This is a genomic window from Streptococcus oralis subsp. dentisani, assembly GCF_002860905.1.
Classification (GTDB): domain Bacteria; phylum Bacillota; class Bacilli; order Lactobacillales; family Streptococcaceae; genus Streptococcus; species Streptococcus oralis_BA.
This window is the reverse complement of record NZ_PKIG01000006.1, coordinates 66,162-88,103: the sequence shown is the minus strand read 5'-3', so window position 1 is coordinate 88,103 and position 21,942 is coordinate 66,162. Positions and strand designations below refer to the sequence as shown.

The window sequence follows — 21,942 nt, the reverse complement described above, 5'->3', positions numbered from 1 at the left end:
TGATACTATGCGCTTTTCTAATTTTTCAAGACTTTTTAACCAGTCTCTTATTTAAAATAATCTCGTCTGATATAAATTAAAATAGCTTCTATCATCAGACAAATGGCTGATAGCCAAAAACTTATGCTAATACCAAAACTCTCAGTAATATAGCTCATTAGCAAAACAAATACTGAAAATGCTAATGTCGAAATCACTTCAAGAACGGAATAGACATTAACCAAGTTATTTTCCTCTACTGTTTCCTGAAGAAATACACTTTCAGGAACTTCTTTTAGCTGCGATAACATACCAAGTAAAGCTGAAAATACTAAAAACATCTGTGCATTTGGAAAAAATAGAATAGTCAGCGTCACTATTGCCATGGCTATAAGAGAAAAAAGAATACTTTCCCATTTAGAAGCAAGAAACTTTTCAGATAGCCGAAAAGCAATTAAGCCACTAATTATAATACCAATAGAGTATGCTGTATTAGAATATCCCCAGTAACTTTCCGTTTCATTTAATAACTCAGTTACAAAGACAAGTATGATAGACGAAACCCAAATCGTATTTGAGAAAATTTCAAATAAATTTGCTGATACAAAAAGTCTTAATCTAGGATCTCTAGCAACTAACTTCCAACCTTTGAGCAAAATTTCAAGATTAGTTTCTGACTCTAACACCTCCACTTCAGCCTTAGGAAGAAATAACATCAGAAAGCTAGAAATGATATACAAGATTAAAATGATAAACGTGGTAGGTAACAGACCAATTGTTGCAAATAAGAGTCCACCTAATCCCCAACCCACCAATTGAACAGCTTCACCACTCATTGACAAAGCTGAGTTAGCCTTACCCAAATCGGTCGCATAGCGCGGCACAATTGCATAAGAAACAGGTGCGGCAAAACCATCCAATATTGAAATTGCCACAACAAATAGATAGGTTACCAAAGGCGCTACGGATTGCATTACGGTAAACATTCCTACCAGTATCGCCAATAATATAGTCTTTCCAAATTGGGATAAAGATAAAACCCTATTGAGCGCTATCCTTTTAGTAACTAAAGGAACTAAAAGACTCGCAACAAAAGAGGATATCCCTATTAAAATGGGAACTAGTGACGTGGCAATTACTGATTTTGAAATAATGTATATGTTAGCAATGATTGTTACTCTAAAGAAAATATCTGCTAAATTTGCAAACAATTGAGAGACTAACAACTTAATAAATGAATTAGACATGTAACGCTCCCATAACATAAAAATATTTAACTGATAAATGGTAGACTAGACTTTGTTTGATAACTATTTGACACAAGATTAGGTGGTCAGAAATTGAATTTTTAACATTCCAACTTAGCCATAGTTTTTAGTTTTCACATCTTTAAATCAGCTAAAACAATACATAATATACATATATATTATATCTAGCAAGATGCCGAACAAGTCTATTTATTTTATTCTATATTTTCCCAAATCAATTACTTGATTATAAACCGTTTCTGAATCAATATGATGAGCAACTTCAATCAAAATGATAGGCAACTGCAAAAGTAACTGGCGCACTTGATATGCATTGTCCTTGTCTAAGGATGATGTGACCTCATCCGCCAACACAATGTCTTTTTGTCGAAGCAGACAGCGAACTAATTCAAGTCGTAAACGTTGTCCACCTGAAATGTTTTCTCCATTATTTACCAGTTGATAATCCAAGATATTGGTGATTTCATTCGTTAAACCAACTTGTTCTAGGCAACAGAGTAATTCTTTATCTGAAATCTCCTGTCCTAATGTTAAATTTTCTCGGATTGTCCCATGTCTGAAAAATGGATTCTGAGAGATATAAGCGATATTCCCTTGATAATGAGTAAATTCTCGACCTGATTTATCACGTACGATAATTCTACCACTATTCGGACTTATCTTTCCTGCTACCAATTGTAGGAGAGTTGACTTTCCGGTACCACTAGCTCCCTTTATTAAAACTTTACTTGGCTTAGTTAGTCTAAGTGACAAATCATAAAAGAGCACTTGCTCTCCAACCTGTTTTGAAACGCCCTCCAAAACTAGCTCAGCTAAAGATTCGACTGTCGGATATGATGTTTCTAAACAAGATTCTTCCAATAATGAAAATATTTTTTCTTTCACTGTTTGCGATCGCTGTATATCAGATATGCTATACATAATTCTTTGAATAGGTCCGCTAAGATTCATTGTAGCTATATACATAGAGACCAAACTAGCTGTTGTTAACTCTATACCACTCTTTTGTAATAAAAGACCAAGTGCAAGAGGTAGTACCTGACTAAGGAATTCTAAAGGACCATTGAAAAAATAAACGACATTACTAGTCCATTCATTTTTCCAACGAGCATTCTCGTAACACTCGTTGTTTTTTCTCATCTTAGCAAAGTTTTCTTTACTAGCACCATAAAAATATATCGTATCTGCTCCCTTAAAAAAATCTCCTACAGATAGATGAAAAGCTTTTTGCATTTCCGAAAAATTTGCACCACTTTTCATTAAACGATTATTCATTACCCATTGAGGTAATGGTCGAAGAAAAGAAAACACGATAAAAACAAGACCAAGCCAAAAATTTTGCACCAAAATAAAAACAATCGTTGTACAAAGTATAAAAACTCTTCCAACTATCATATCCAGGGGTAAAAAGAAGCGATTATAGAGCAGTTCCATATCTTGTGTAACAATTGAAACTTTTTCATCATATACAACGTTTTCTTTCAAAAATAGTTTCTTAATAAGCTGATCTTTTAACCGAATTTGCAGATGACGCTGCAGATTATTACTGACAAAATTTGCTAGCAACATCGTGCTATAAAAAAACAGGTGTAAACACAGGCCATATAAAACAAAGTATGAAATTGTACCAATTGTAAGTTGCTCTTCACGAATATTCAATAGCTTATCCAATAACAATGGCTTTATTAGAGCCATTCCGCTATTCAAAAGCACTCCTATTAAAAAATAGATAAAAATATTAGTTTTAATGTATTTTAGAAATTTCATAAATAAGCCTATCTAAAAGAAAGCGAATAGATATAAAAGCCTCAGTCTAAAAGTTATAAATAAATTAACTCCAACTGAGACTATACAATAATTTAATTAACCTATATATGATGCTGTTTATTAAGAGTGACTACCTCCTGAACTAGACTAACTAAATTTCGATTTATATTTTAAAAATCAATCTAAAACTCATTTCCATCTTCATCGCAATAATGATCACGGAATACAAGTGTATCAAGTTGAGTAGTACTCTTATTTTCAATTACAATCATCTTTTCACCCCCTCTCTTATTGCATCAAGATAATCACAATATTCCTTATTTAACATAAATAATTCTAGATTTTTATCAATTTTCTTTTTTATTTGATTGCATAATGTTCTTTGCTTATTACTTCTATGTTTTGGCGGACAAAATCCTGATTTACAAATTAAAGCAATAGGACACTGCTTACAATCTGAATCCATGTTTAAGTGCCATTTATCAAACTTTTCTTGATTAAACTTACTATGTACACTTCCAAATATATTAGATTTAGAATACAAGGCGACCGTACAAGTTTGAATCACACCCTTTACATTAATTGTATAGTGATTTTTTCTATTTGCATAACAGTTGAACAAATTTGTTATTATACTTCTAGCAGCAGGAACATTATAACCTTTTTTTATGGCAAACTTTGATAATTCAAAACTAGCATCTGAATTAGGTAATGTCACTTTATAATTTTGGGCACGCTCCCCACAACCCCAACTACCTACATTATAAAAATAAAATCTAAATCGTTTATCATGCTTAAAATATTTCCCATCTGAATCTAAAAAAATCTTAACATTATTAAAATTTTCTTTCGATATATTAAATCTTAAATTACAATAAAAATTCAAATTTGAATTTTGTAAACCTTTGATATTCTCGAGTATCTTGATATATGATCCCTTTCCATTACGCAACACTCTTTGAAAATTATGACTTTCCTCATCTCCGTCAATTGTTATCTGAAAATTACTAACTCTATAGTCTAAAATCAACTGATGAATCATTCGTTCATTAAGTAAATATCCATTAGTTGTTATACTAGCAGAATAATCAAGTCCATTTTGAGAGCAAATACTAATAAACTTTTCTGAAAGATTCTTTATCGTTTTTAGTCCCAATAAAGGCTCTCCTCCAAACCATGATACATGTAAAGATTTAAACATAGATTCAGATAATAGTTTTTCTGTAAATTCAACTATCGCAATCTCTGTTTCTCTACTCATTTTTATATTTTCAAATTTTTCATAACAATATTTACATCTAAAATTACAGTCTCCATGTGTTAAAATTGTAAATTCTAACGTCTCCGTTTCACTATTTCTAACATAATCTATTGTATTCTCGAATTCATTTTCTTCTTGAAAATAATTATACTTATTCAAATAATTTTCATATTGTTCCTTAATCTCTAAATCATTTTCCATAACATCTTGTAAATCATTTGTAATGAAAAAAGAATGATTATTTTTACTATTGAAAAATAATTCTCCTGTTTCACTTTTCTTTCTTAAAATATATGGAGATAGAACTTGCATATTAAATACCTCAAAATTCATAATTATGGTGACAACTTCGAAAAATCCTATCGCTCAAATACAATGAACTGATAAAACAACCGTAATTGAAATTTCTAAAGACAATTCTACCAAAATATTATTTCGAGATACTTCCTTTCCCATATCTGCGTATTACTTTTTACTTGCTAAAATTTTTTCTAAGTGCCTTTCATAATTCTTTGCCAAATGGTTACTTCCCGCTAATTTCATTGCTCCAATACACTTCCTCATTTCAATAATTGCTTTACAATCCATCTCTTTTTTATAGCGATATAGATATTGGGCATACTGAAATACCAATCGCTCATAAATTTCAGTTTCAGTGAAAAAGCATTGGTTTAGTCGTTTTTCAAAATACAAAGCATCAAGAAATTTTCCTCTTTCAATACATGTGATATACCCGTTCAATAGCATAGATGAAATCAGTCGTCTATTATTAGGAATTTCTTTATAAAAATCAGAACGTCTAGACATCTCTCTAGCCAAAAGCATGAAGACATCGTGTTTTAGGACATCTAAAGTATTTGAAAAAATCAATAATTCATAGTATCCCCAATATTCAACACTAAAGAGATAGTCAGTTAAATAAGATAAATCATCACCAGAATAATAAGCTTCTCCAGATAAATCTTGTAAACAAATTTTTAATAAAATAATGTTAAGCTTATGAAATTTCTCTTGTTTAGAATCTGACTCCATCTGAGAATAAAGTAGTTTTTTCAACCCATCAACATCATGATTTGATACAAAATGCCTAACCTTTGATAAGAGTTCGTTCAGTTCATCACGATGAAAATCATGAACAGCATACATAAATTCATCAATAGGCATGTTAATTTCATCCAAAATAGCCATAAATTTTGAAATGGTTAAATCAGTCTCTCCCTTTTCAAAACGTGAGAGCTGTGATGTTGATATACCAGCTTTTTCGACATCTTTTAAGCGAAACCCTCTCGATTCTCGAAACTTTTTAAAAATTTCTCCAAATTTTTTCATAGCATCTCTCCAATAAGCATATATGGGAATAGTTTTTAATTTTTAATATTTTAGCATAAAATAGAAGAAAATAAAAGTGAGGTATTTCACATGAAAAAACAAAAACTATTGCCTTTATTATTCCTAATTTTAGGAGGAATTATGATTATCGTTGTTGGCTAGTACTAAGAAGTTAGTTATTAGAATACTTACATCTTCAATCGAAAAAGAGACTGGAAAAAAGTCTTAAAATCAAAAAACGCATAGTATCAGGTGTTGAAAAACTTGATACTATGTGTTTTATTGTGAGAAGATTTACTGTATTTTTTGCTGAAATTGAGCTCTTGCCTAAGCTCTATCAAAATAATTGTTTTCTAATACTCTTCGAAAATCAAATTCAAACCGCGTCAACGTCGCCTTGCCGTATATATGTGACTGACTTCGTCAGTCTTATCTGCAACCTCAAAACATTGTTTTGAGCAACCTGCGGCTAATTTCCTAGTTTGCTCTTTGATTTTCATTGAGTATAAACTAGAAAAGTGAGAATACAAGAACGGCCAAGGCTGCACCGATAACAGGTCCCACAACAGGAATCCAAGCGTAAGACCAGTCTCCGTCTCCCTTGTTTGGAATTGGAAGGATACTGTGCATGATACGAGGTCCAAGGTCACGTGCAGGGTTCAAGGCATAACCTGTTGTCCCACCTAGTGATAGACCGATACCGACAATCAAAGTCCCCACCGCAAAGGTTCCGATACCTGCCTGAAAATCGTAAAGTCCCAAAGCAAAGATTGTCAACACCAAAACAAAGGTTCCAAGGATTTCACTGATCAAGTTAGAAACTGTATCCTTGATGGCTGGCCCGGTACTGAAAGTTGCCAGGATATTACCTGCATTTTCTTCTGCCTCATAGTGAGGTTTGAATTGCAACCAAACCAAAATCTGACCGAGCATAGCCCCTGCGAACTGAGCTAGGATATAAGGGAATACTGATGCCCAAGGCAAACCACCTTTCAAGGCCACACCAATGGTCACAGCTGGGTTTAAATGAGCTGGACTGAGCTTGCCAGATACAAATACTGCAACCGCAACTGCAATCCCCCACCCCATAGTAATCACAATCCAACCTGAGCTGTTGCTCTTGGTTTTAGGAAGAACCACACCTGCAACAACACCATTTCCTAGAAGAATCAGGATTAAAGTCCCCAAAAATTCTCCAAATAATTCATTCATCATCTTTCTGTCTCCATTAAAAAGAAGGGGCGGGCGACAAGGAGTCCTGCCCTCCACCTCTTTTATTTTTTCTTAATTTTTTAATTCTGCTAAATCGTTGTTAGCGAGAGCTGCTTCAACGTCAGCACGGTAAGCTGCTTTTTCTTCTTCTGACCAATCATAGAATCGTCCCATTTCATTCAAAACTGGCTCAACGATGCTATCCAAACTATCACGCATAAAGAGCATGTGGTTGGTACGACGAAGGAGGAAGTCAACTGGGCTCAGAGCCAACTCATTGCGCATTGCATAGTGAAGGGACAAGGTATCTGCCAAGCTGAGTCCTGGCGCTTGTTCCAAGCTGTGAGCAAGGGCAAAGACTTTCGGTGCATTTGAACCGTAAAGATTTGCTAGGTAATGAGCTTCCTTGCTATCCAAACCACGTGACACTCCAAGTTGCGCAAAGGCTTCGATTTCTGAATCCACATTTGCTGGGTTCAATTCCCCACCTGAAACAGGGTAAGTCTTAGAGTTGATGAGTTTAAAGCTGCGGTCAAATTCTGCTTTGAGAATGTCAACCACGCGCTCCATAGCTCCTTCAGCCATCTTACGGTAGTCTGTGATTTTACCACCAGCAAGGGTCAAGAGGCCATTGTCATCTCGGTCCAAGCTCGAACCACGTGAAACTGCAGATGGATCCAAATGTTTCTCAGAGGTACTGCTTTCAAGCTTGCTAACAGCAGCCTCTACATCTTCACGAGTTTTTTCTTTAGAGAGATAAGATTCAACGGTCGCAATCAAGTTGTTAAAGCTTTCATCACTGATGGTTCCGTTATTTCCTCCATTGTAGTCAGAAGCGCTATTGCCTGCGATCAATGGCCGAAGACCTGCCCAGCTGCTTTCGATATCATCAATGGTGATGTTGGCTTCTGGGAAGCGGTTGTTGACAATGCCAAGTAGGTAATCTACATCTTCCTGCGTCACTTTTGGATGTTCCAAATCACCTGTGTAGTCTGTATCAGTTGTACCGAAGTAAGTCTTATTTTCACGTGGGAGAACAAAGACCATACGGCCATCACCCAAACCTGTGTCAAAGTAAACTGGCTGTGAAACCTTGATCTTGCTTGAATCCACTACCAAGTGAACTCCCTTAGTTGGACGCATTTGTGAGAATTGGGTTCCCTTATTAGACAAATTGCGTACTTTGTCGCTCCAAGGACCTGTTGTGTTAATAACCAGACGGGCCTTGATTTCAAAGACGTGGTCTGTCAAGAGATCACGAGCTACAACACCTGTAATCTTGCCACTTTCGTCAAATAGGAAACCTTCTGCTTTAACGTGGTTGGCAATGAGGGCACCGTCTTGGTTGGCACGTTTGATGTTTTCAATCACGAGACGTGCATCGTTGTTACGGAAGTCAAGGTAAACCCCACCTCCTACCAAGCCTTCTTTCTTCAAGTTTGGCTGGCGTTCCAAGACTTCTTCCTTGCTCAAGACCTTGTTAGCAGCTGGTGTGTTGTTAACTCCTGCCAAAAGGTCGTAAAGATCCATAGCTACTTTAAGACGGAAGAGGCTAAAGGTTGCTCCATCTTCTTCATAAACTGGCAAGAGCATTGGATCTGGTTTTGGAATGTGTGGAGCGATTTGTTGAACTACAGCACGTTCTGAAACTGTATCTGAGACCACTTCTACGTCGAATTGTTTGAGGTAACGAAGACCGCCGTGAACCAATTTTGTTGAACGGCTGGATGTTCCTTCTGCGAAGTCCTGCATTTCAATCAAACCAGTATCTAGACCACTAGCTGCCGCCTGCAAGGCTACACCAGCACCAGTGATTCCTCCACCGATAATCAAGAGGTCCAAGGTACGTTCCTGCATTTTTTGAATTGATAATTCACGTGTTTTCTTTGAAAATTCCATATTTACACACTTTCTAACTGAGTCGCTTTATTCTTCCAGTATTAGTCGTCTACTTCCGCAAAGACTTGAGTTGCTTTTACAGCTTTCTTCCAGCCCTTATAGAGTTGTTCCTTACGAGATTCATTCATAGATGGTTCAAAGAGTTCTCCTGTCTCGTTCAAGAGTTTCAACTCATCCAAGTCTTTCCAATAGCCCACTGACAAACCTGCTAGGAAGGCTGCCCCTAGAGCTGTTGTTTCCAAGTTTTTGGCGCGTGCGATGTCGATTCCCAAAATATCAGCTTGGAACTGCATGAGGAAGTTGTTCATAGCTGCACCACCGTCTACTTTCAAGACTTGGATAGCTGTCTGAGCATCCACTTGCATGGTGTCGATGATGTCACGTACTTGATAAGCAATAGATTGAAGAGTTGCCTTAATAAAGTCTTCTTTACTTGTTCCACGAGTCAAACCAAAGACAGAACCACGAGCGTTTTGGTTCCAGTATGGAGCACCTAGACCTGTAAAGGCTGGAACGACATAAACTTCATCATTATTATGAGAATCACGAGCGTATTTTTCAGATTCTGGTGAATTTTCTACCATGCGAAGACCGTCACGAAGCCACTGAATGGCACTTCCTGCGATGAAGATTGAACCTTCCAAGGCATAGTAAACCTTGCCATTGATTCCGTAACCAATCGTTGTCAAGAGGTTATTTTCAGACAACTGCATCTCTTCACCAGTATTCATGATGATGAAAGAACCTGTTCCGTAAGTATTTTTAACCATACCAGGTTCAAAGGCTAACTGTCCAAAGAGGGCTGCCTGTTGGTCACCAGCCATACCTGAGATTGGCACTTGTCCACCATAGAAATGGAATGGCGCTGTCTTACCGTAAATTTCAGAGTTAGAACGAACTTCTGGAAGCATAGCCTTAGGAATGTTGAGGATTTCTAAAATCTCATCATCCCATTTGAGTTCTTTAATGTTATAAAGCATGGTACGAGCTGCGTTTGAGTAGTCGGTCACGTGAGCCGCACCGTCAGTCAATTTCCAAACCAGCCAAGTATCGATAGTACCAAAGAGCAATTCTCCTTTTTCAGCTCGTTCTTGAGCGCCTTCTACATGGTCCAAAATCCAACGAACCTTGGTAGCAGAGAAGTAAGCATCGATGATCAAACCAGTCTTTTCATGGAATTTTTCCACATAACCTTGACTTTTTAGTTGCTCAGCCAAAGGAGCTGTCTGACGTGATTGCCAAACAATAGCGTTGTAGATAGGAAGTCCTGTTTTCTTATCCCAGACGACAGTTGTTTCACGTTGGTTGGTAATTCCGATTGCTTCGATTTGATTTGGCTTGACACCACTTTCGATGAAAGCACCCGCAATAACTGACTGGACGGAGTTCCAAATTTCATTGGCATTGTGCTCTACCCAACCTGCCTGAGGGAAAATCTGGGTAAACTCTTTTTGACTCGAGCTAACCTTTTCCCCTTTTTTGTTGAAAATAATGGCACGAGAACTTGTAGTTCCCTGGTCAATGGCCATAATGTATTTTTCTTGTGACATATGCTGTCCTCCTGATAAAGATCTTGAGGATGTTTCCTCTTTACACTAACTAGTATACAAAATAAAGCGCTTTCTTGTTCATCAACTTTTTTGAATTTTTAAAAAAACGTGAGGAGATTGTGTGAATTTCACAAAAAAGACCTGGAACCACCAAGCCTTTTAAGTGAATAATAACTGACGAATAGCCGCCAAATCTTCCATATCCAAGTCATTTTTTAAATAATAAACTGGGGTCTGTTCCTTCTTATGAATCGGGTTATTGGTAACCAGCAAATCATAATGCCGAGTACAATCATAGGCTTCAATGGTAATAAAACGATTGTATTCCAAATACCGTTTCAAAATGGCTGCCATCCTTGAAAAGACAAGAAAACCAGATGTCAAATCCAAACCAATCCGCATATGCTGACCACCATTTTCAGCCATATATTCGATTAACTGGAGCCATTCCCAGAGAATTTTCTTATCCAAATCCGTCTCCTGCTGAAAGGCAGGTAGAGCATGAAAAATCTCCTCTGCCGTTCCCCTAAAATCATGTTCCATCAACAAATAAGGATGACGATTCTCTAACTGGTACTTATAGCGGTCCTGTAAGATATAACCCTTATATAGATAGACTTGAGCACAAAGCTGACTGAGTTCATAGGTAACGTGATCCTCTGTATAATCACCCAGCAACTCCTCCTTCTTCATTTCTTGAATCAATTGTGTCAGTAAATCTGCCAACTGCCCTCCAAAACCAAGGATATACTCCATAGTATGAAGAGGAAGAATGCGATGAGATAGGAGGAAAGAGAAGAAAATCATCATCTCCCCATCCTCAGTTCCTAGAGGAAGGTGTTGCCCCGCAAAAAAGGACGGAGCCTTTCTCAGCAAACGAAGGTAGAAAATATTGTCAAAATAGCCTCGCATTTTCTCTTCTATCACTTGGAACTGACAGGCATTGACCCGAAGACGCTGTTGACTGATGTGGGACCAGAGAACCAAGTCTAACTTCTGCCCCGAAGACAAGCTTGCACCACAGATTTCTTCTAAACTGGCAATCTCCTGTTTTCTCTCTGGTTTCTGCATGTGACCTTCCCACTCCTGACTAGACCAGACCTTGCGGAAAAGACAGAAATAGAAATAGCGAATCTGATGCTCTGGACCTCGCCAACGTCCATTTTGGATGGATAAGTCAAACTCTGACAAAATCTGATTTAAGCTAGACAAATGGCGACCAAGCGTGGCCTCGCTAATCATCAATTCTTGAGCCAGTTGATGGGCTAGAAACTGTTGGTGGTAGAGAAGATAGATCAAAATCTGGTATTTAACAGCATTCTCCAAAAACAAGCTCCGAATATCTCTCCCCTTGGTCGCTGCACCGATCGATAGACGCAGATTTTCATCTTCTAAGTGAATATTCAGCTCTAAGCCACTATCCAAAGCCTTGTCATTGAGAAGGGTGACATATTTGGTTAGGGTTGCTTTTGAAAATCCTGTTTCCTCCATTACAGCCTTGACAGTCGTCTGAGACTCTTGTAATAGAAAGGAAAGGATTGAAAATTGGCCAGATTCAGCCTTTTCCATCAAGTCTCCTAAATACATTTGTTACCCCTTTCATTTTCTACCTTAAGCATAGCATAAATCTTACAAATGCTGAAATAATCTGTTTCTCTTTTTATTTTCATGCTGATTTCCTGGTCCATTATCCTAAAAATCAGCAAACACACGGCTCCCCCTTTGGGCATTTTTATGCTAAAATAGTAGCTATGGATAAAATTATTAAAACAATATCAGAAAGCGGAGCCTTTCGTGCTTTTGTCCTTGATAGCACAGAAACCGTCCGCACTGCTCAAGAAAAACACCAAACCCAAGCTAGCTCAACTGTAGCGCTTGGTCGAACTCTTATCGCTAGCCAGATTCTCGCAGCCAATGAAAAAGGAAATACTAAACTAACAGTTAAGGTGCTGGGCTCTAGCTCTCTAGGTGCCATTATCACGGTCGCTGATACCAAGGGGAACGTCAAAGGCTATGTTCAAAATCCTGGTGTTGACATCAAAAAGACTGCAACTGGTGAAGTTCTAGTCGGACCTTTTGTTGGAAATGGTCAATTTCTCGTTATCACAGACTACGGTACTGGAAATCCTTACAACTCCATGACTCCTCTCATCTCTGGAGAAATTGGTGAAGACCTTGCCTTTTACCTGACTGAAAGCCAACAAACGCCTTCAGCAGTCGGCCTCAATGTCCTTTTGGACGAGGAAGACAAGGTCAAGGTTGCAGGTGGTTTCCTAGTCCAAGTCTTGCCAGGAGCCAAGGAAGAAGAGATTGCTCGCTTTGAAAAACGCATCCAAGAAATGCCAGCTATCTCAACCCTTCTCGAAAGCGAAGACCATATCGAAGCCCTCCTCAAGGCAATCTACGGTGACGAGGCCTACAAGCGTCTTTCTGAAGAAGAAATCCGTTTCCAATGTGACTGTAGCCATGAACGCTTTATGAACGCTCTTGCTAGCCTTCCAAGCTCAGACTTACAGGAAATGAAAGAGGAAGACCACGGAGCAGAAATCACTTGTCAATTCTGCCAAACTACCTATAACTTTGATGAAAACGACCTGGAGGAACTCATTCGTGACAAATCTTAATACACCTTTTATGATTGGCAATGTTGAGATTCCCAATCGTACCGTTTTAGCACCCATGGCTGGCGTGACCAACTCAGCCTTTCGTACTATCGCAAAAGAGCTCGGAGCTGGACTCGTTGTCATGGAAATGGTCTCCGACAAGGGAATCCAATACAACAACGAAAAAACCCTGCACATGCTTCATATCGATGAAGGAGAAAACCCTGTTTCTATCCAACTTTTTGGTAGCGATGAAGACAGCCTAGCACGCGCAGCAGAATTCATCCAAGAAAACACCAAAACCGATATCGTGGATATCAACATGGGCTGCCCAGTTAATAAAATCGTGAAGAACGAAGCTGGCGCTATGTGGCTCAAGGATCCAGACAAGATTTACTCTATCATCAACAAGGTCCAGTCTGTCCTTGATATCCCACTTACTGTCAAAATGCGTACCGGCTGGGCCGATCCGTCTCTTGCAGTAGAAAATGCCCTCGCTGCTGAAGCTGCAGGTGTTTCTGCTCTTGCTATGCATGGCCGTACCCGCGAACAAATGTATACAGGTCATGCAGACCTTGAGACCCTTCACAAGGTCGCTCAAGCTTTGACCAAGATTCCATTTATCGCCAACGGTGACATCCGTACAGTTCAAGAAGCCAAGCAACGCATCGAAGAAGTCGGTGCTGACGCAGTCATGATTGGTCGTGCAACCATGGGCAATCCTTACCTCTTCAACCAAATCAACCATTACTTTGAAACAGGAGAAATCCTACCTGATTTGACCTTTGAGGACAAGATGAAAATCGCCTACGAACATTTGAAACGCTTGATTAACCTCAAAGGAGAAAACGTAGCAGTTCGTGAATTCCGTGGTCTCGCTCCTCACTACCTCCGTGGAACATCTGGCGCAGCCAAACTCCGCGGAGCTATTTCACAAGCTAGCACTCTGGCAGAGATTGAGGCTCTCTTGCAGTTGGATAAGTCTTAAAATGGTTCATACTGCTCTACTGATTATCGATATGCAAAAAGCATTTGATAACCCTATCTGGGGAGAACGGAACAACCCTCAAGCTGAACATCAAGCACTGAGGGTACTGGCATACTTTCGTAAGCACGCTCTTCCAGTCTTACATGTTCAACACATATCTGACAATCCCCAGTCGCAATTTCATAATAAACAAAATCAGGAGTTTAAAAGTGGATTTGAACCAGTTGCTTCAGAACCTGTCTTTCAAAAAACGGTTAATAGCGCCTTTATTGGAACAAATCTTGAAACATATTTACGAAAAAATCAGATTTGTCATTTAGTCGTTGTTGGTTTGACGTTGCCTCATTGTATGTCTACTACGACACGAATGGCAGCAAATCTTGGTTTTGAAGTCACTTTACTAGCAGATGCTACTGCCAGTTTTACCCTATCTAACAAAAACGGTCAGGCCATCTCTCCTGAGACTATCCATGAGATTAATCTCCTTTCTCTACAAGATGAGTTTGCTCAAATTCTTACTACAGAAGAATTTTTAACCCAAGTATAAGTATAAAATAAGAGTCTGGGACAAAAGTCTAGCCTTGAATATAAAAAGCGAACAAAACGAGTTATCTGACACTCAGAATTCTGTCTTGTTCGCTTTTTTGTCTAATCTATCGATTTTAAAAACTTATAATAAAGAATTCCTAAAATCAAAATCTTTTTGTCCCAGACTCTTTTATTTCAATCGATAGGTTTTTCTTGGTTTCTTTTTAGGCACTCGTTTGAGTCCAAATTCTTCTACATATTCTCCGTATTTTACGAGAAAGTTATTGCTGACGATTGGACGACCGGGGTTGATAAGATTGACCAGTTCAGTCCCTTCATAGACAGTGAACTCCTCCTCCAGCAGATAGAGGAAGGTCGGATTCCAGTCGAGGCGGCCTTGGATTCGTTTGATGGATTCTTGGATAATAGCATAATGGTCAAAAGCGAAGACTTGCTCCTCCAACTCTACTCCCTTTGAGAAGCACTTGCCTGTCTGAAAATCGACATCTACAAAAACCACATCCTTGGCATCGTCTCCTGCTTGAACAAGTTCTAATGCACAACTAGGCAGATAAACCAAGTGGGCAATGGTCACTGTCCAGCCCCGTGGGTCACGGCCGGGGGTCGATACGGTCATCAATTGCTCGATTTTTTCTAAAGGGAGTTCGAGGTTGACCTCTTCTTTCACCTCGCGCTGACAAGCATGTGCAGCATCTTCGCCCTTGTCCATAAATCCTCCAACCAGAGCCAAACAATTTTGATAAGGGTGAGCCTTGCGACGAATTAATAAGAGCTTGATCTTTCCTTCGACAAAGCAGTAGGCTACCATATCCACCGTCACACTTGGTTTTTCGTATTGAGGGAGTTCCTGCTTGTAGTACCAGTCTAAAAACTCTTCCTGACTTGCATGAACTTCAAAAAATTCTTTTTCCGTCATCCCTGCTGGAATCATCGTGTCCGCCATTTTATGCCTCCTTACGAACTGCCTTGGTCCATTGGTACCAACCTACTAGACTATTGAGTGTGTAAACCCAGTACATCCCTTGGATATGGATATTTTCACCCCACCAGAGGTAGATACTAAAAAGATTGGTTGCAATCCAGAAAATCCATTGCTCACGGTAGAGACGTGTCATCAAGAGCTGACCTACACCATTAGTCGCATCGGTAACACTATCACGGAAAGGGCGAGCACTATGGATACTTTGGTAAGCCAAGCCCATACCAATCCAAATGATAGCAGTCAAGGCTAAGTACTTGAGCCAGTCAAGCACAGATAATTTCTTAGCTTCAAAGTGAGATTCTTCTACTTTTCCTTGGTCATTGATACGATTGGACAGCCAAGCATAGAGGCCAATCGGCTGCATGACAAAGAAGTAAACGGTCGTCAAAACTTCGCCATAAAAAGTTGCATTCATGGCCAAAATCAGATAGATAGCAGAGTTAATGGCCCCAAAGAGATAATTGCTTGCACGCCCTTCTGCTACCAAGATAACACAGACAATACCAGTCCAAGAGGCAAACAAGCTCAGCCAGTCATGACTTTCTGTATTTTGCGTGAATTCCAAGATCAAGGGAACACTTGACAAGGCGATGAGATACAACCACTGGAAAAGACTACGACCAACAAAGAGATCTTTCCAGAGCAGGTGCATGATTCCTGCAAAACCGATCTTGCGGGCTTCCGCATGAACATTTTTAAAGTTTTCGATAAATTGTGTGATTTTTTCAGTTAGTTTTTTCATAATTTTCTCCTAATCTGCTTGGTAAATGGCATCAATAGCCACTTTGGCTGCTTCATAATTGCCTAGGTAATCCTCAGCTAGATAAACTAGTGGAATGGTGGTTAAATAACGCTCTCTCATCTGGTCCAAATGCTGGGAAAAACTATGACGAATATGGTCTTCTGCCATAGTCATATCTCTAAATCCGTCATTGACATAGGAGCCGACAGGCTTCACAAAGAGAATCAAGTCCCATTTTTCCTTAGCCAAGATCGAGGCAAAGAGATTATCAAAAGTCTCTCCTGATAAATCCCCTTGGTCCTCAGTCTCCATGTAATAATCATAGTATCCCTTGGTTACTAAAGAGTTGGTGTCTGCTATCACCAGTCCCCTATTGGCATTACTGTCAATTAACTTAGAGGTCTGGTCATACTGCCCCAACAGGAGATAATAGTAATCTTTTGGAGTCAATTCATCGTCGCGGACATTGTTTTTGATCTGGTACTCACGTGCGTATTCCAAACTGACGGGTGCATCGTAATACCTTGCCAAATCCTTGGCCAGAGTGGTCTTTCCATTGCTGGCACTTCCCATAATCAACACTTTCTTTGTAAACTGACGACGGAAGGGTTGAGCGATATATTTCCAATATTTGCTTGGATTTTCTCGAATCATAGTCGCTGAGATACCAAACTTTCTTTCTTGTAAAACAGTCTCAAAACCGCGATTAGATAATTCTTGCTGGTAGTCACGTTCTCCCACAAAGAAGATTAGTTCTTGCTGAGTTTCATCATAGGAAATCTCCGCTAACATCTGGTCCAACCACTCCTGCCAGCCCATAGGGTAACGGGGAAGATTGGTTTCATCTAACTTGCAAACAGAGGTCAACTCATCATCTCGAAATGCTTCACGAATATAGCGAAATCGTTTTTGAAGACTTAAACCTACCTGCTCCCCTCGGTCTCCTTCATAGCCTGAAACAACTACCCATACCTGATCACATTGACGCTTCGCTCGCTGAATCAGATCGATATGCCCTTGATGAAGAGGGGCAAAGGTTCCAAATACCACTGCTGTTTTCTTTTTCATAAACGCATTACCTTTTTATAATTTTTAATATTTTTGTTATCTATGTTTTTATTATAAACTATATTTTTGTTTTATCAATAGTTTTTTATAAAAAACTAGTAAAAAAGAGAATCAAGATTTCTCCTGATTCTCCATTTTTATGCAATATCAAATTTTAACTGTCCTGCTTTAACACCAATCTTAAGTGTGCTGCCTGCCACTAATTCTCCCTTGAGAAGAAGTTCTGCCAACTTGTCTTCCACTTCTGTTTGCAGGGTTCTGCGAAGTGGACGAGCTCCCATCTCTGGGTCATATCCTTGATTTGCCAACAATTTCAGTGCGGAAGTTTGTAATTTCAAGTCAATACCTTTTTCAGCCAAACTTGCCACTAAAGGTTTGACCATAATTTTCACTACTTCCTGCATATGGTCGCTAGAAAGGCTATGGAAGACCACCTTTTCATCAATACGGTTGATAAACTCAGGTCTATAAGCTTTTTTCAGCTCTTCAAACATGCGTTTTTCCATATTTTCCTGGTCAAAACGAATGTCCTTTGCCCCAAATCCGACAGTCTTGTCATCACGAAGGGCTGTCGCACCAAGATTTGACGTCATGATGATAATGGTATTTGAAAAGTCAACCTTGCGGCCCTTGCTATCGGTCAAGACACCGTCATCCAAGACCTGCAAAAGAACATTAAAGATGTCTGGATGGGCCTTCTCTACCTCGTCAAATAGGAGAACGGAATAGGGTTTGTTGCGAACCTTCTCGGTCAACTCCCCACCTTCTTCGTAGCCCACATAGCCCGGAGGAGCTCCATTGAGACGGCTGGCTGCGAATTTCTCCATATACTCACTCATATCAAAGCGGATAAGAGCTGATTCGTCGTCAAAAAGAACTTCTGCCAGAGCCTTGGCTAATTCAGTTTTTCCGACACCCGTAGGCCCTAGGAACATAAAGGAGCCAATCGGACGCTTGTGACTGCGAATCACTGACTGATTGCGGCGAATCGCACGACTAATGCTTGAAACTGCTTGATCTTGACCGATGACACGTTTGTGCAGTTCAGCTTCCAGATTCAGGTATTTCTTGGCATCCGTTTGGGTCAATTTTTGGACTGGGATACCTGACAAGCGACTCAAGGTGGTCAAAATATCAGACTCTGTCACCAAGTCTTTATAGACAGGCACTTCGTCTTCTTTTGCGATTAGCTGAGCTGCCTGTTTCCACTTACCATCCATCAAGGCCTTGTCAGCTGGACTCAAACCTGAATCGTCTGCTTTTACATGCTTAGCCTTATTTTGCACTGTTGCTGCTGCTTCATCTAAGAGGTCGATAGCAGAGTCTGGCAAGTGACGGCTAGTCAAGTAACGATGGGCCATCTTAACGGCTGTTTCGACCGCTTCATCTGTGATTTGCACACGGTGATGTTTCTCATAAGTCGCCTTCAAGCCTTGTAAAATGGTCATGCTGTCTGTAACACTTGGCTCTTCAATCGTCACTTTGGCGAAACGACGAGAAAGGGCCGCATCTTTTTCGATGTGTTTTTGATATTCTTCCTGAGTGGTCGCACCAACTGTTCTCAAGGTTCCACGCGCCAAGGCTGGCTTCAAGATATTGGCCGCATCTAGAGTTGAGTCAATCCCACTACCAGAACCCATGATGGTATGAAGTTCATCGATAAAGAGGATGACTTGGCCATCTTCTTCAATATCCTTGATGATATTGTTCATGCGTTCTTCAAAGTCACCACGGAAACGTGTACCTGCAACGACATTCATCAAATCAAGCTCTAACACGCGCATCTTAGCCATTTCCGCAGGTACATCTCCACTAGCAATACGCTGAGCGAGCCCAAGCGCCAAGGCTGTTTTCCCGACACCAGCATCCCCAACCAAAACAGGATTATTCTTGGTTTTACGGCTCAAAATTTGAATCATACGCGAGATTTCCTTATCCCGACCGATGACTGGTTCTAACTTGCCAGAACGCGCTTGCTCTGTCAAATCATGCGTATAGTCCTCGAGACCACCACTCGGAGTCTGGGGCATCCCCATCATATTAGCCATAGAATTTTGCTTGTCAGCCACTGTACGATGGCGTTGGCGTAGAGCCTTGAGGTCTTCACGAGTCCAGCCTGCACGTTCTTCTAGATTTCGACGTAGGGCAGCAATCTTGACCTGATCTTTCTTATCTTCATAAGAAAAACCAGCTCTCTCCAAGATACGAGTAGCCAAGGCATTGCCATCATGCAAGATCGCATAGAGGACGTGCTCCGTCCCTAGCACCTTAGCATGGACCACTGACGCTACATACTCTGCTTCGTCAAAAAGAACCTGCAAACGATGGGAGAACGGCAATTCCGTAAAGGTTTCATCCTGGCTATAGTCCGTTTCAGTCAGTTCCAAAGCTACTTCTTCTAAACGGTCCATCTCATATGGATAATCATTTAAAGTTGCCCCTGCCACACTATAACTGTGATTGGACATGGCAATCAACAAGTGCCAAGACTCTAGGTAACGAGCTCCAAAATGGCCAGCCACCATGTAGGCACTTTCGATACATTCATTCAATGCTTTTGAATAGTTCATCTTACTTCCCTTTTCTATCTACCTCTTGTATGACCTGTCGTAGCATATTAGCACGAACAACTGGAGCTTCTTCTCCTAAAACGCGATCCAAAGCTACTGATACTAGCAAATTCATCTCCTGCTTGGTCATCAATTCCTGCTCAACCAAAAGCTGTAGAATATCCTCATAAATTTCTTGACTGACCCGCTCGCCAATCGAATAAAGTAGCTCTCGGAGCATTTCATGATGACTAGAAAACTCAATCCGTCCTATACGAATGTAGCCTCCGCCACCACGCTTACTTTCAACCAAGTAGCCTCTACTTTCCGTAAAGCGTGTCTTGATCACATAGTTAATCTGACTAGGAACAACCTGAAAAGTATCTGCCAACTGACTCCGTTGCAACTCCACAATTCCAGATTGATCTAAAATCGCCTTGATGTAGGCCTCAATATGATCCGATGTATTTTTAAATCTCATTACAAACCCACCTCTCTCTTTGAACCTTGACTATCTTTGACTATACTATCATTTAACACTCTATAAGTCAAATTTTTAGAGCTCAGCCCTTGAAAATACTGACTTTCTTTAAAAATATTTAGGCATTAAATCGCCTTAGTTTTTCTTGAAAGTTCCTAAAAAAAGTCCACAAAAAAGAGCCCTAAAAAGGGCATAATATTGATGAGTTCAGCAGGCAAGAAACTAGCACGGTCAGACGTGCTTTTTTATTACCTGGTAATATTATAGCATATCTTCCACAGCATAGCCATAAGACACAAAGAAAAACCCTCAGATAATTTCTGAGGGAAGAAAATGTTAGTTGTTACGCTTCATCTTATCTTTAATCACTAGAATAACCACAGTTATAATGATTACAAATGTGACAATAAATAATAAAATCGATAATGCAAAAATTAACGAAATGGGCACACCCAAGGCAAGAAGGAATAAAATATAAACTAACACTAAAACTGCAAGTATTTTAATAAAATTAAGCATAGAAATTGCTCCTTTATTGTCAAAAAATTTAAACATGGAAATTATTCCATTGTTTAGTTTGAAGCACTTAAAATAGAAGTTATCTTGAAAATAGTAATCAAGGTTAAATTCAGCAATTTATATTATTGTTTTATCTAAGCAATTCGTTTTATCTGAGCAATTTGTTTTATCTGAGCAATTTGTTTTATCTGAGCAATTTGTTTTATCTGAGCAATTTACATGTTCAAGAATTTTGTTTCTATCTATTTCAAATAGTAACTTCACTCATAGTATAAAACATTAAAACTTAGATGTCAATCTTTTTTTATTTTCAGGGCTGCCAATTAGAATACATCCCTTAAAACAATTTATTTGAAGATTTCTATAATTTTTTCTTAAAAGTAAGCCTTTCATCCTAAATATATTAGTTTTTATCCCCTTTTTGTCTGGAGGTCTCCGACTTGGAAAAAGTTCCCTTCACCGGTTCCCAAAGTATTCAAAAAAATTTTTTCAAAGTGGGGGGGAGTCAATATCCTTTCAGTTCTATAAATCTTTTAGCGATTACCTTTCTACGGCTATTTATATAACGGGTAGTTTTATTTAGTTTCTCTGCCACGTCTTCCCAAGTCACACCAGCTTCTAAAAATCTCATTTTAAAGATGACTAGATCAGTATCAATCAGATTTTCCATCAAGGTATCTACAATTAATTTAAAACCTTCCAGATATCTTAAGGTTAAATCTTCTTCAATTCTAATGATGGTTGCTTCAGTAGGACTATATACTGTCTTTCCTTTCCCACCAGTATAATCTTCAGTGCTATGTTTCTTATTATGTATCAGTTCTTGTCTTCTCAAATAAATTTTATTAGCAATCGTTCTATATCGTCCTAACTCAATATCTATCCCGTCCAGGTCTCTGTTACTCAGTTCATACATAGTCAAGTACCTCCACTTCAATTTTAAAATTTTCTTATCCTGCATTCTGTCAAACTGACAAAAGCTTAAAAGCCTTTCAACACTCCACTTACCAGGTATCATTGTTTTAAGTTTGACAACTCTTCAATATGACAATCTAAAGAGATATCCCTCTAATTTATTCCCCAGTTTCTCTTATCTTACATTCTGTGAAACTCACTCCATTCTGTAAACCCCTGATATACCTTGCTTTCAAGCTATTACTTCTTTTCAGTTTATGCTTACTTTGTTATGTGAAACT

The 21,942-nt window shown here is 39.1% G+C and carries 17 protein-coding genes; 3 read left to right on the top strand and 14 right to left on the bottom strand.

Annotated features, from left to right (window positions below; genetic code table 11):
* Positions 1 to 47 precede the first annotated feature (47 nt).
* From CYK16_RS08835 to CYK16_RS08795, 8 genes are all read right to left on the bottom strand, one after another.
* Positions 48 to 1,226, bottom strand: coding sequence for a ryptide export MFS transporter (locus CYK16_RS08835; protein ID WP_060805986.1), 1,179 nt, complete (start codon positions 1,224 to 1,226; stop codon positions 48 to 50).
* A 210-nt stretch (positions 1,227 to 1,436) separates the two neighbouring features.
* Positions 1,437 to 3,014, bottom strand: coding sequence for an ATP-binding cassette domain-containing protein (locus CYK16_RS08830; RefSeq protein ID WP_000670463.1), 1,578 nt, complete (start codon positions 3,012 to 3,014; stop codon positions 1,437 to 1,439).
* A gap of 268 nt (positions 3,015 to 3,282) precedes the next feature.
* Complete coding sequence (locus CYK16_RS08825) at positions 3,283 to 4,587, bottom strand: radical SAM protein (protein WP_001197959.1); 1,305 nt, start codon at positions 4,585 to 4,587, stop codon at positions 3,283 to 3,285.
* Positions 4,588 to 4,740: 153 nt separating this feature from the next.
* Complete coding sequence (locus CYK16_RS08820; protein WP_101776903.1) at positions 4,741 to 5,604, bottom strand: helix-turn-helix domain-containing protein; 864 nt, start codon at positions 5,602 to 5,604, stop codon at positions 4,741 to 4,743.
* A gap of 510 nt (positions 5,605 to 6,114) precedes the next feature.
* Entirely contained in the window at positions 6,115 to 6,819 is a 705-nt protein-coding gene (locus CYK16_RS08810; protein WP_000980822.1) for an MIP/aquaporin family protein, read from the bottom strand.
* A 69-nt stretch (positions 6,820 to 6,888) separates the two neighbouring features.
* A complete protein-coding gene (glpO, locus tag CYK16_RS08805) occupies positions 6,889 to 8,715 on the bottom strand; it encodes a type 1 glycerol-3-phosphate oxidase (RefSeq protein WP_101776902.1) in 1,827 nt (608 codons plus the stop codon).
* A gap of 41 nt (positions 8,716 to 8,756) precedes the next feature.
* Complete coding sequence (gene glpK, locus CYK16_RS08800) at positions 8,757 to 10,265, bottom strand: glycerol kinase GlpK (protein ID WP_000076788.1); 1,509 nt, start codon at positions 10,263 to 10,265, stop codon at positions 8,757 to 8,759.
* Between the two features lie 159 nt (positions 10,266 to 10,424).
* Positions 10,425 to 11,852, bottom strand: a complete 1,428-nt coding sequence (locus CYK16_RS08795) for a helix-turn-helix domain-containing protein (protein WP_101776901.1) — start codon at positions 11,850 to 11,852, stop codon at positions 10,425 to 10,427.
* Between the two features lie 164 nt (positions 11,853 to 12,016).
* On the opposite strand from CYK16_RS08795, the gene hslO reads away from it, so the two are divergent.
* The 3 genes from hslO to CYK16_RS08780 are packed head-to-tail and all read left to right on the top strand — an operon-like array spanning position 12,017 to position 14,403.
* Positions 12,017 to 12,889, top strand: coding sequence for an Hsp33 family molecular chaperone HslO (hslO, locus tag CYK16_RS08790; RefSeq protein ID WP_000357854.1), 873 nt, complete (start codon positions 12,017 to 12,019; stop codon positions 12,887 to 12,889).
* The gene (gene dusB, locus CYK16_RS08785) at positions 12,876 to 13,856 is read left to right on the top strand and encodes a tRNA dihydrouridine synthase DusB (RefSeq protein WP_180948761.1); all 981 of its coding nucleotides are present in this window, start codon (positions 12,876 to 12,878) and stop codon (positions 13,854 to 13,856) included. The genes hslO and dusB overlap by 14 nt, the downstream gene beginning before the upstream one ends.
* A gap of 1 nt (position 13,857) precedes the next feature.
* Complete coding sequence (locus CYK16_RS08780; RefSeq protein WP_101776899.1) at positions 13,858 to 14,403, top strand: cysteine hydrolase family protein; 546 nt, start codon at positions 13,858 to 13,860, stop codon at positions 14,401 to 14,403.
* Positions 14,404 to 14,574: 171 nt separating this feature from the next.
* On the opposite strand, the gene CYK16_RS08775 is transcribed toward CYK16_RS08780, so the two are convergent.
* The 6 genes from CYK16_RS08775 to CYK16_RS08745 all read right to left on the bottom strand — a co-directional run bounded on the left by CYK16_RS08775 (position 14,575) and on the right by CYK16_RS08745 (position 21,662).
* Positions 14,575 to 15,348: an NUDIX domain-containing protein gene (locus tag CYK16_RS08775; protein ID WP_060805991.1), complete on the bottom strand. Its 774-nt coding sequence runs from the start codon at positions 15,346 to 15,348 to the stop codon at positions 14,575 to 14,577.
* A gap of 1 nt (position 15,349) precedes the next feature.
* Complete coding sequence (gene pnuC, locus CYK16_RS08770; protein WP_060805992.1) at positions 15,350 to 16,129, bottom strand: nicotinamide riboside transporter PnuC; 780 nt, start codon at positions 16,127 to 16,129, stop codon at positions 15,350 to 15,352.
* 9 nt (positions 16,130 to 16,138) lie between these two features.
* The gene (locus CYK16_RS08765) at positions 16,139 to 17,197 is read right to left on the bottom strand and encodes an AAA family ATPase (protein ID WP_060805993.1); all 1,059 of its coding nucleotides are present in this window, start codon (positions 17,195 to 17,197) and stop codon (positions 16,139 to 16,141) included.
* A 137-nt stretch (positions 17,198 to 17,334) separates the two neighbouring features.
* Positions 17,335 to 19,767, bottom strand: coding sequence for an ATP-dependent Clp protease ATP-binding subunit (locus tag CYK16_RS08760; RefSeq protein WP_060805994.1), 2,433 nt, complete (start codon positions 19,765 to 19,767; stop codon positions 17,335 to 17,337).
* A gap of 1 nt (position 19,768) precedes the next feature.
* Positions 19,769 to 20,227 carry a CtsR family transcriptional regulator gene (locus CYK16_RS08755; protein ID WP_001211279.1) on the bottom strand — a complete coding sequence of 153 codons (459 nt, stop codon included), beginning with the start codon at positions 20,225 to 20,227 and terminating at the stop codon, positions 19,769 to 19,771.
* A 1,024-nt stretch (positions 20,228 to 21,251) separates the two neighbouring features.
* A complete protein-coding gene (locus CYK16_RS08745) occupies positions 21,252 to 21,662 on the bottom strand; it encodes a hypothetical protein (RefSeq protein ID WP_060806049.1) in 411 nt (136 codons plus the stop codon).
* Between the last annotated feature and the right edge of the window lie 280 nt (positions 21,663 to 21,942).

What these genes read in the sequence shown, in the direction of transcription:
- CYK16_RS08835 (WP_060805986.1), bottom strand. Translation starts at nt 1,226, where the DNA reads ATGTCTAATTCATTTATTAAGTTGTTAGTCTCTCAATTGTTTGCAAAT.
- CYK16_RS08830 (WP_000670463.1), bottom strand. Translation starts at nt 3,014, where the DNA reads ATGAAATTTCTAAAATACATTAAAACTAATATTTTTATCTATTTTTTA.
- CYK16_RS08825 (WP_001197959.1), bottom strand. Translation starts at nt 4,587, where the DNA reads ATGCAAGTTCTATCTCCATATATTTTAAGAAAGAAAAGTGAAACAGGA.
- CYK16_RS08820 (WP_101776903.1), bottom strand. Translation starts at nt 5,604, where the DNA reads ATGAAAAAATTTGGAGAAATTTTTAAAAAGTTTCGAGAATCGAGAGGG.
- CYK16_RS08810 (WP_000980822.1), bottom strand. Translation starts at nt 6,819, where the DNA reads ATGATGAATGAATTATTTGGAGAATTTTTGGGGACTTTAATCCTGATT.
- glpO (WP_101776902.1), bottom strand. Translation starts at nt 8,715, where the DNA reads ATGGAATTTTCAAAGAAAACACGTGAATTATCAATTCAAAAAATGCAG.
- glpK (WP_000076788.1), bottom strand. Translation starts at nt 10,265, where the DNA reads ATGTCACAAGAAAAATACATTATGGCCATTGACCAGGGAACTACAAGT.
- CYK16_RS08795 (WP_101776901.1), bottom strand. Translation starts at nt 11,852, where the DNA reads ATGTATTTAGGAGACTTGATGGAAAAGGCTGAATCTGGCCAATTTTCA.
- hslO (WP_000357854.1), top strand. Translation starts at nt 12,017, where the DNA reads ATGGATAAAATTATTAAAACAATATCAGAAAGCGGAGCCTTTCGTGCT.
- CYK16_RS08780 (WP_101776899.1), top strand. Translation starts at nt 13,858, where the DNA reads ATGGTTCATACTGCTCTACTGATTATCGATATGCAAAAAGCATTTGAT.
- CYK16_RS08775 (WP_060805991.1), bottom strand. Translation starts at nt 15,348, where the DNA reads ATGGCGGACACGATGATTCCAGCAGGGATGACGGAAAAAGAATTTTTT.
- pnuC (WP_060805992.1), bottom strand. Translation starts at nt 16,129, where the DNA reads ATGAAAAAACTAACTGAAAAAATCACACAATTTATCGAAAACTTTAAA.
- CYK16_RS08765 (WP_060805993.1), bottom strand. Translation starts at nt 17,197, where the DNA reads ATGAAAAAGAAAACAGCAGTGGTATTTGGAACCTTTGCCCCTCTTCAT.
- CYK16_RS08760 (WP_060805994.1), bottom strand. Translation starts at nt 19,767, where the DNA reads ATGAACTATTCAAAAGCATTGAATGAATGTATCGAAAGTGCCTACATG.
- CYK16_RS08755 (WP_001211279.1), bottom strand. Translation starts at nt 20,227, where the DNA reads ATGAGATTTAAAAATACATCGGATCATATTGAGGCCTACATCAAGGCG.
- CYK16_RS08745 (WP_060806049.1), bottom strand. Translation starts at nt 21,662, where the DNA reads ATGTATGAACTGAGTAACAGAGACCTGGACGGGATAGATATTGAGTTA.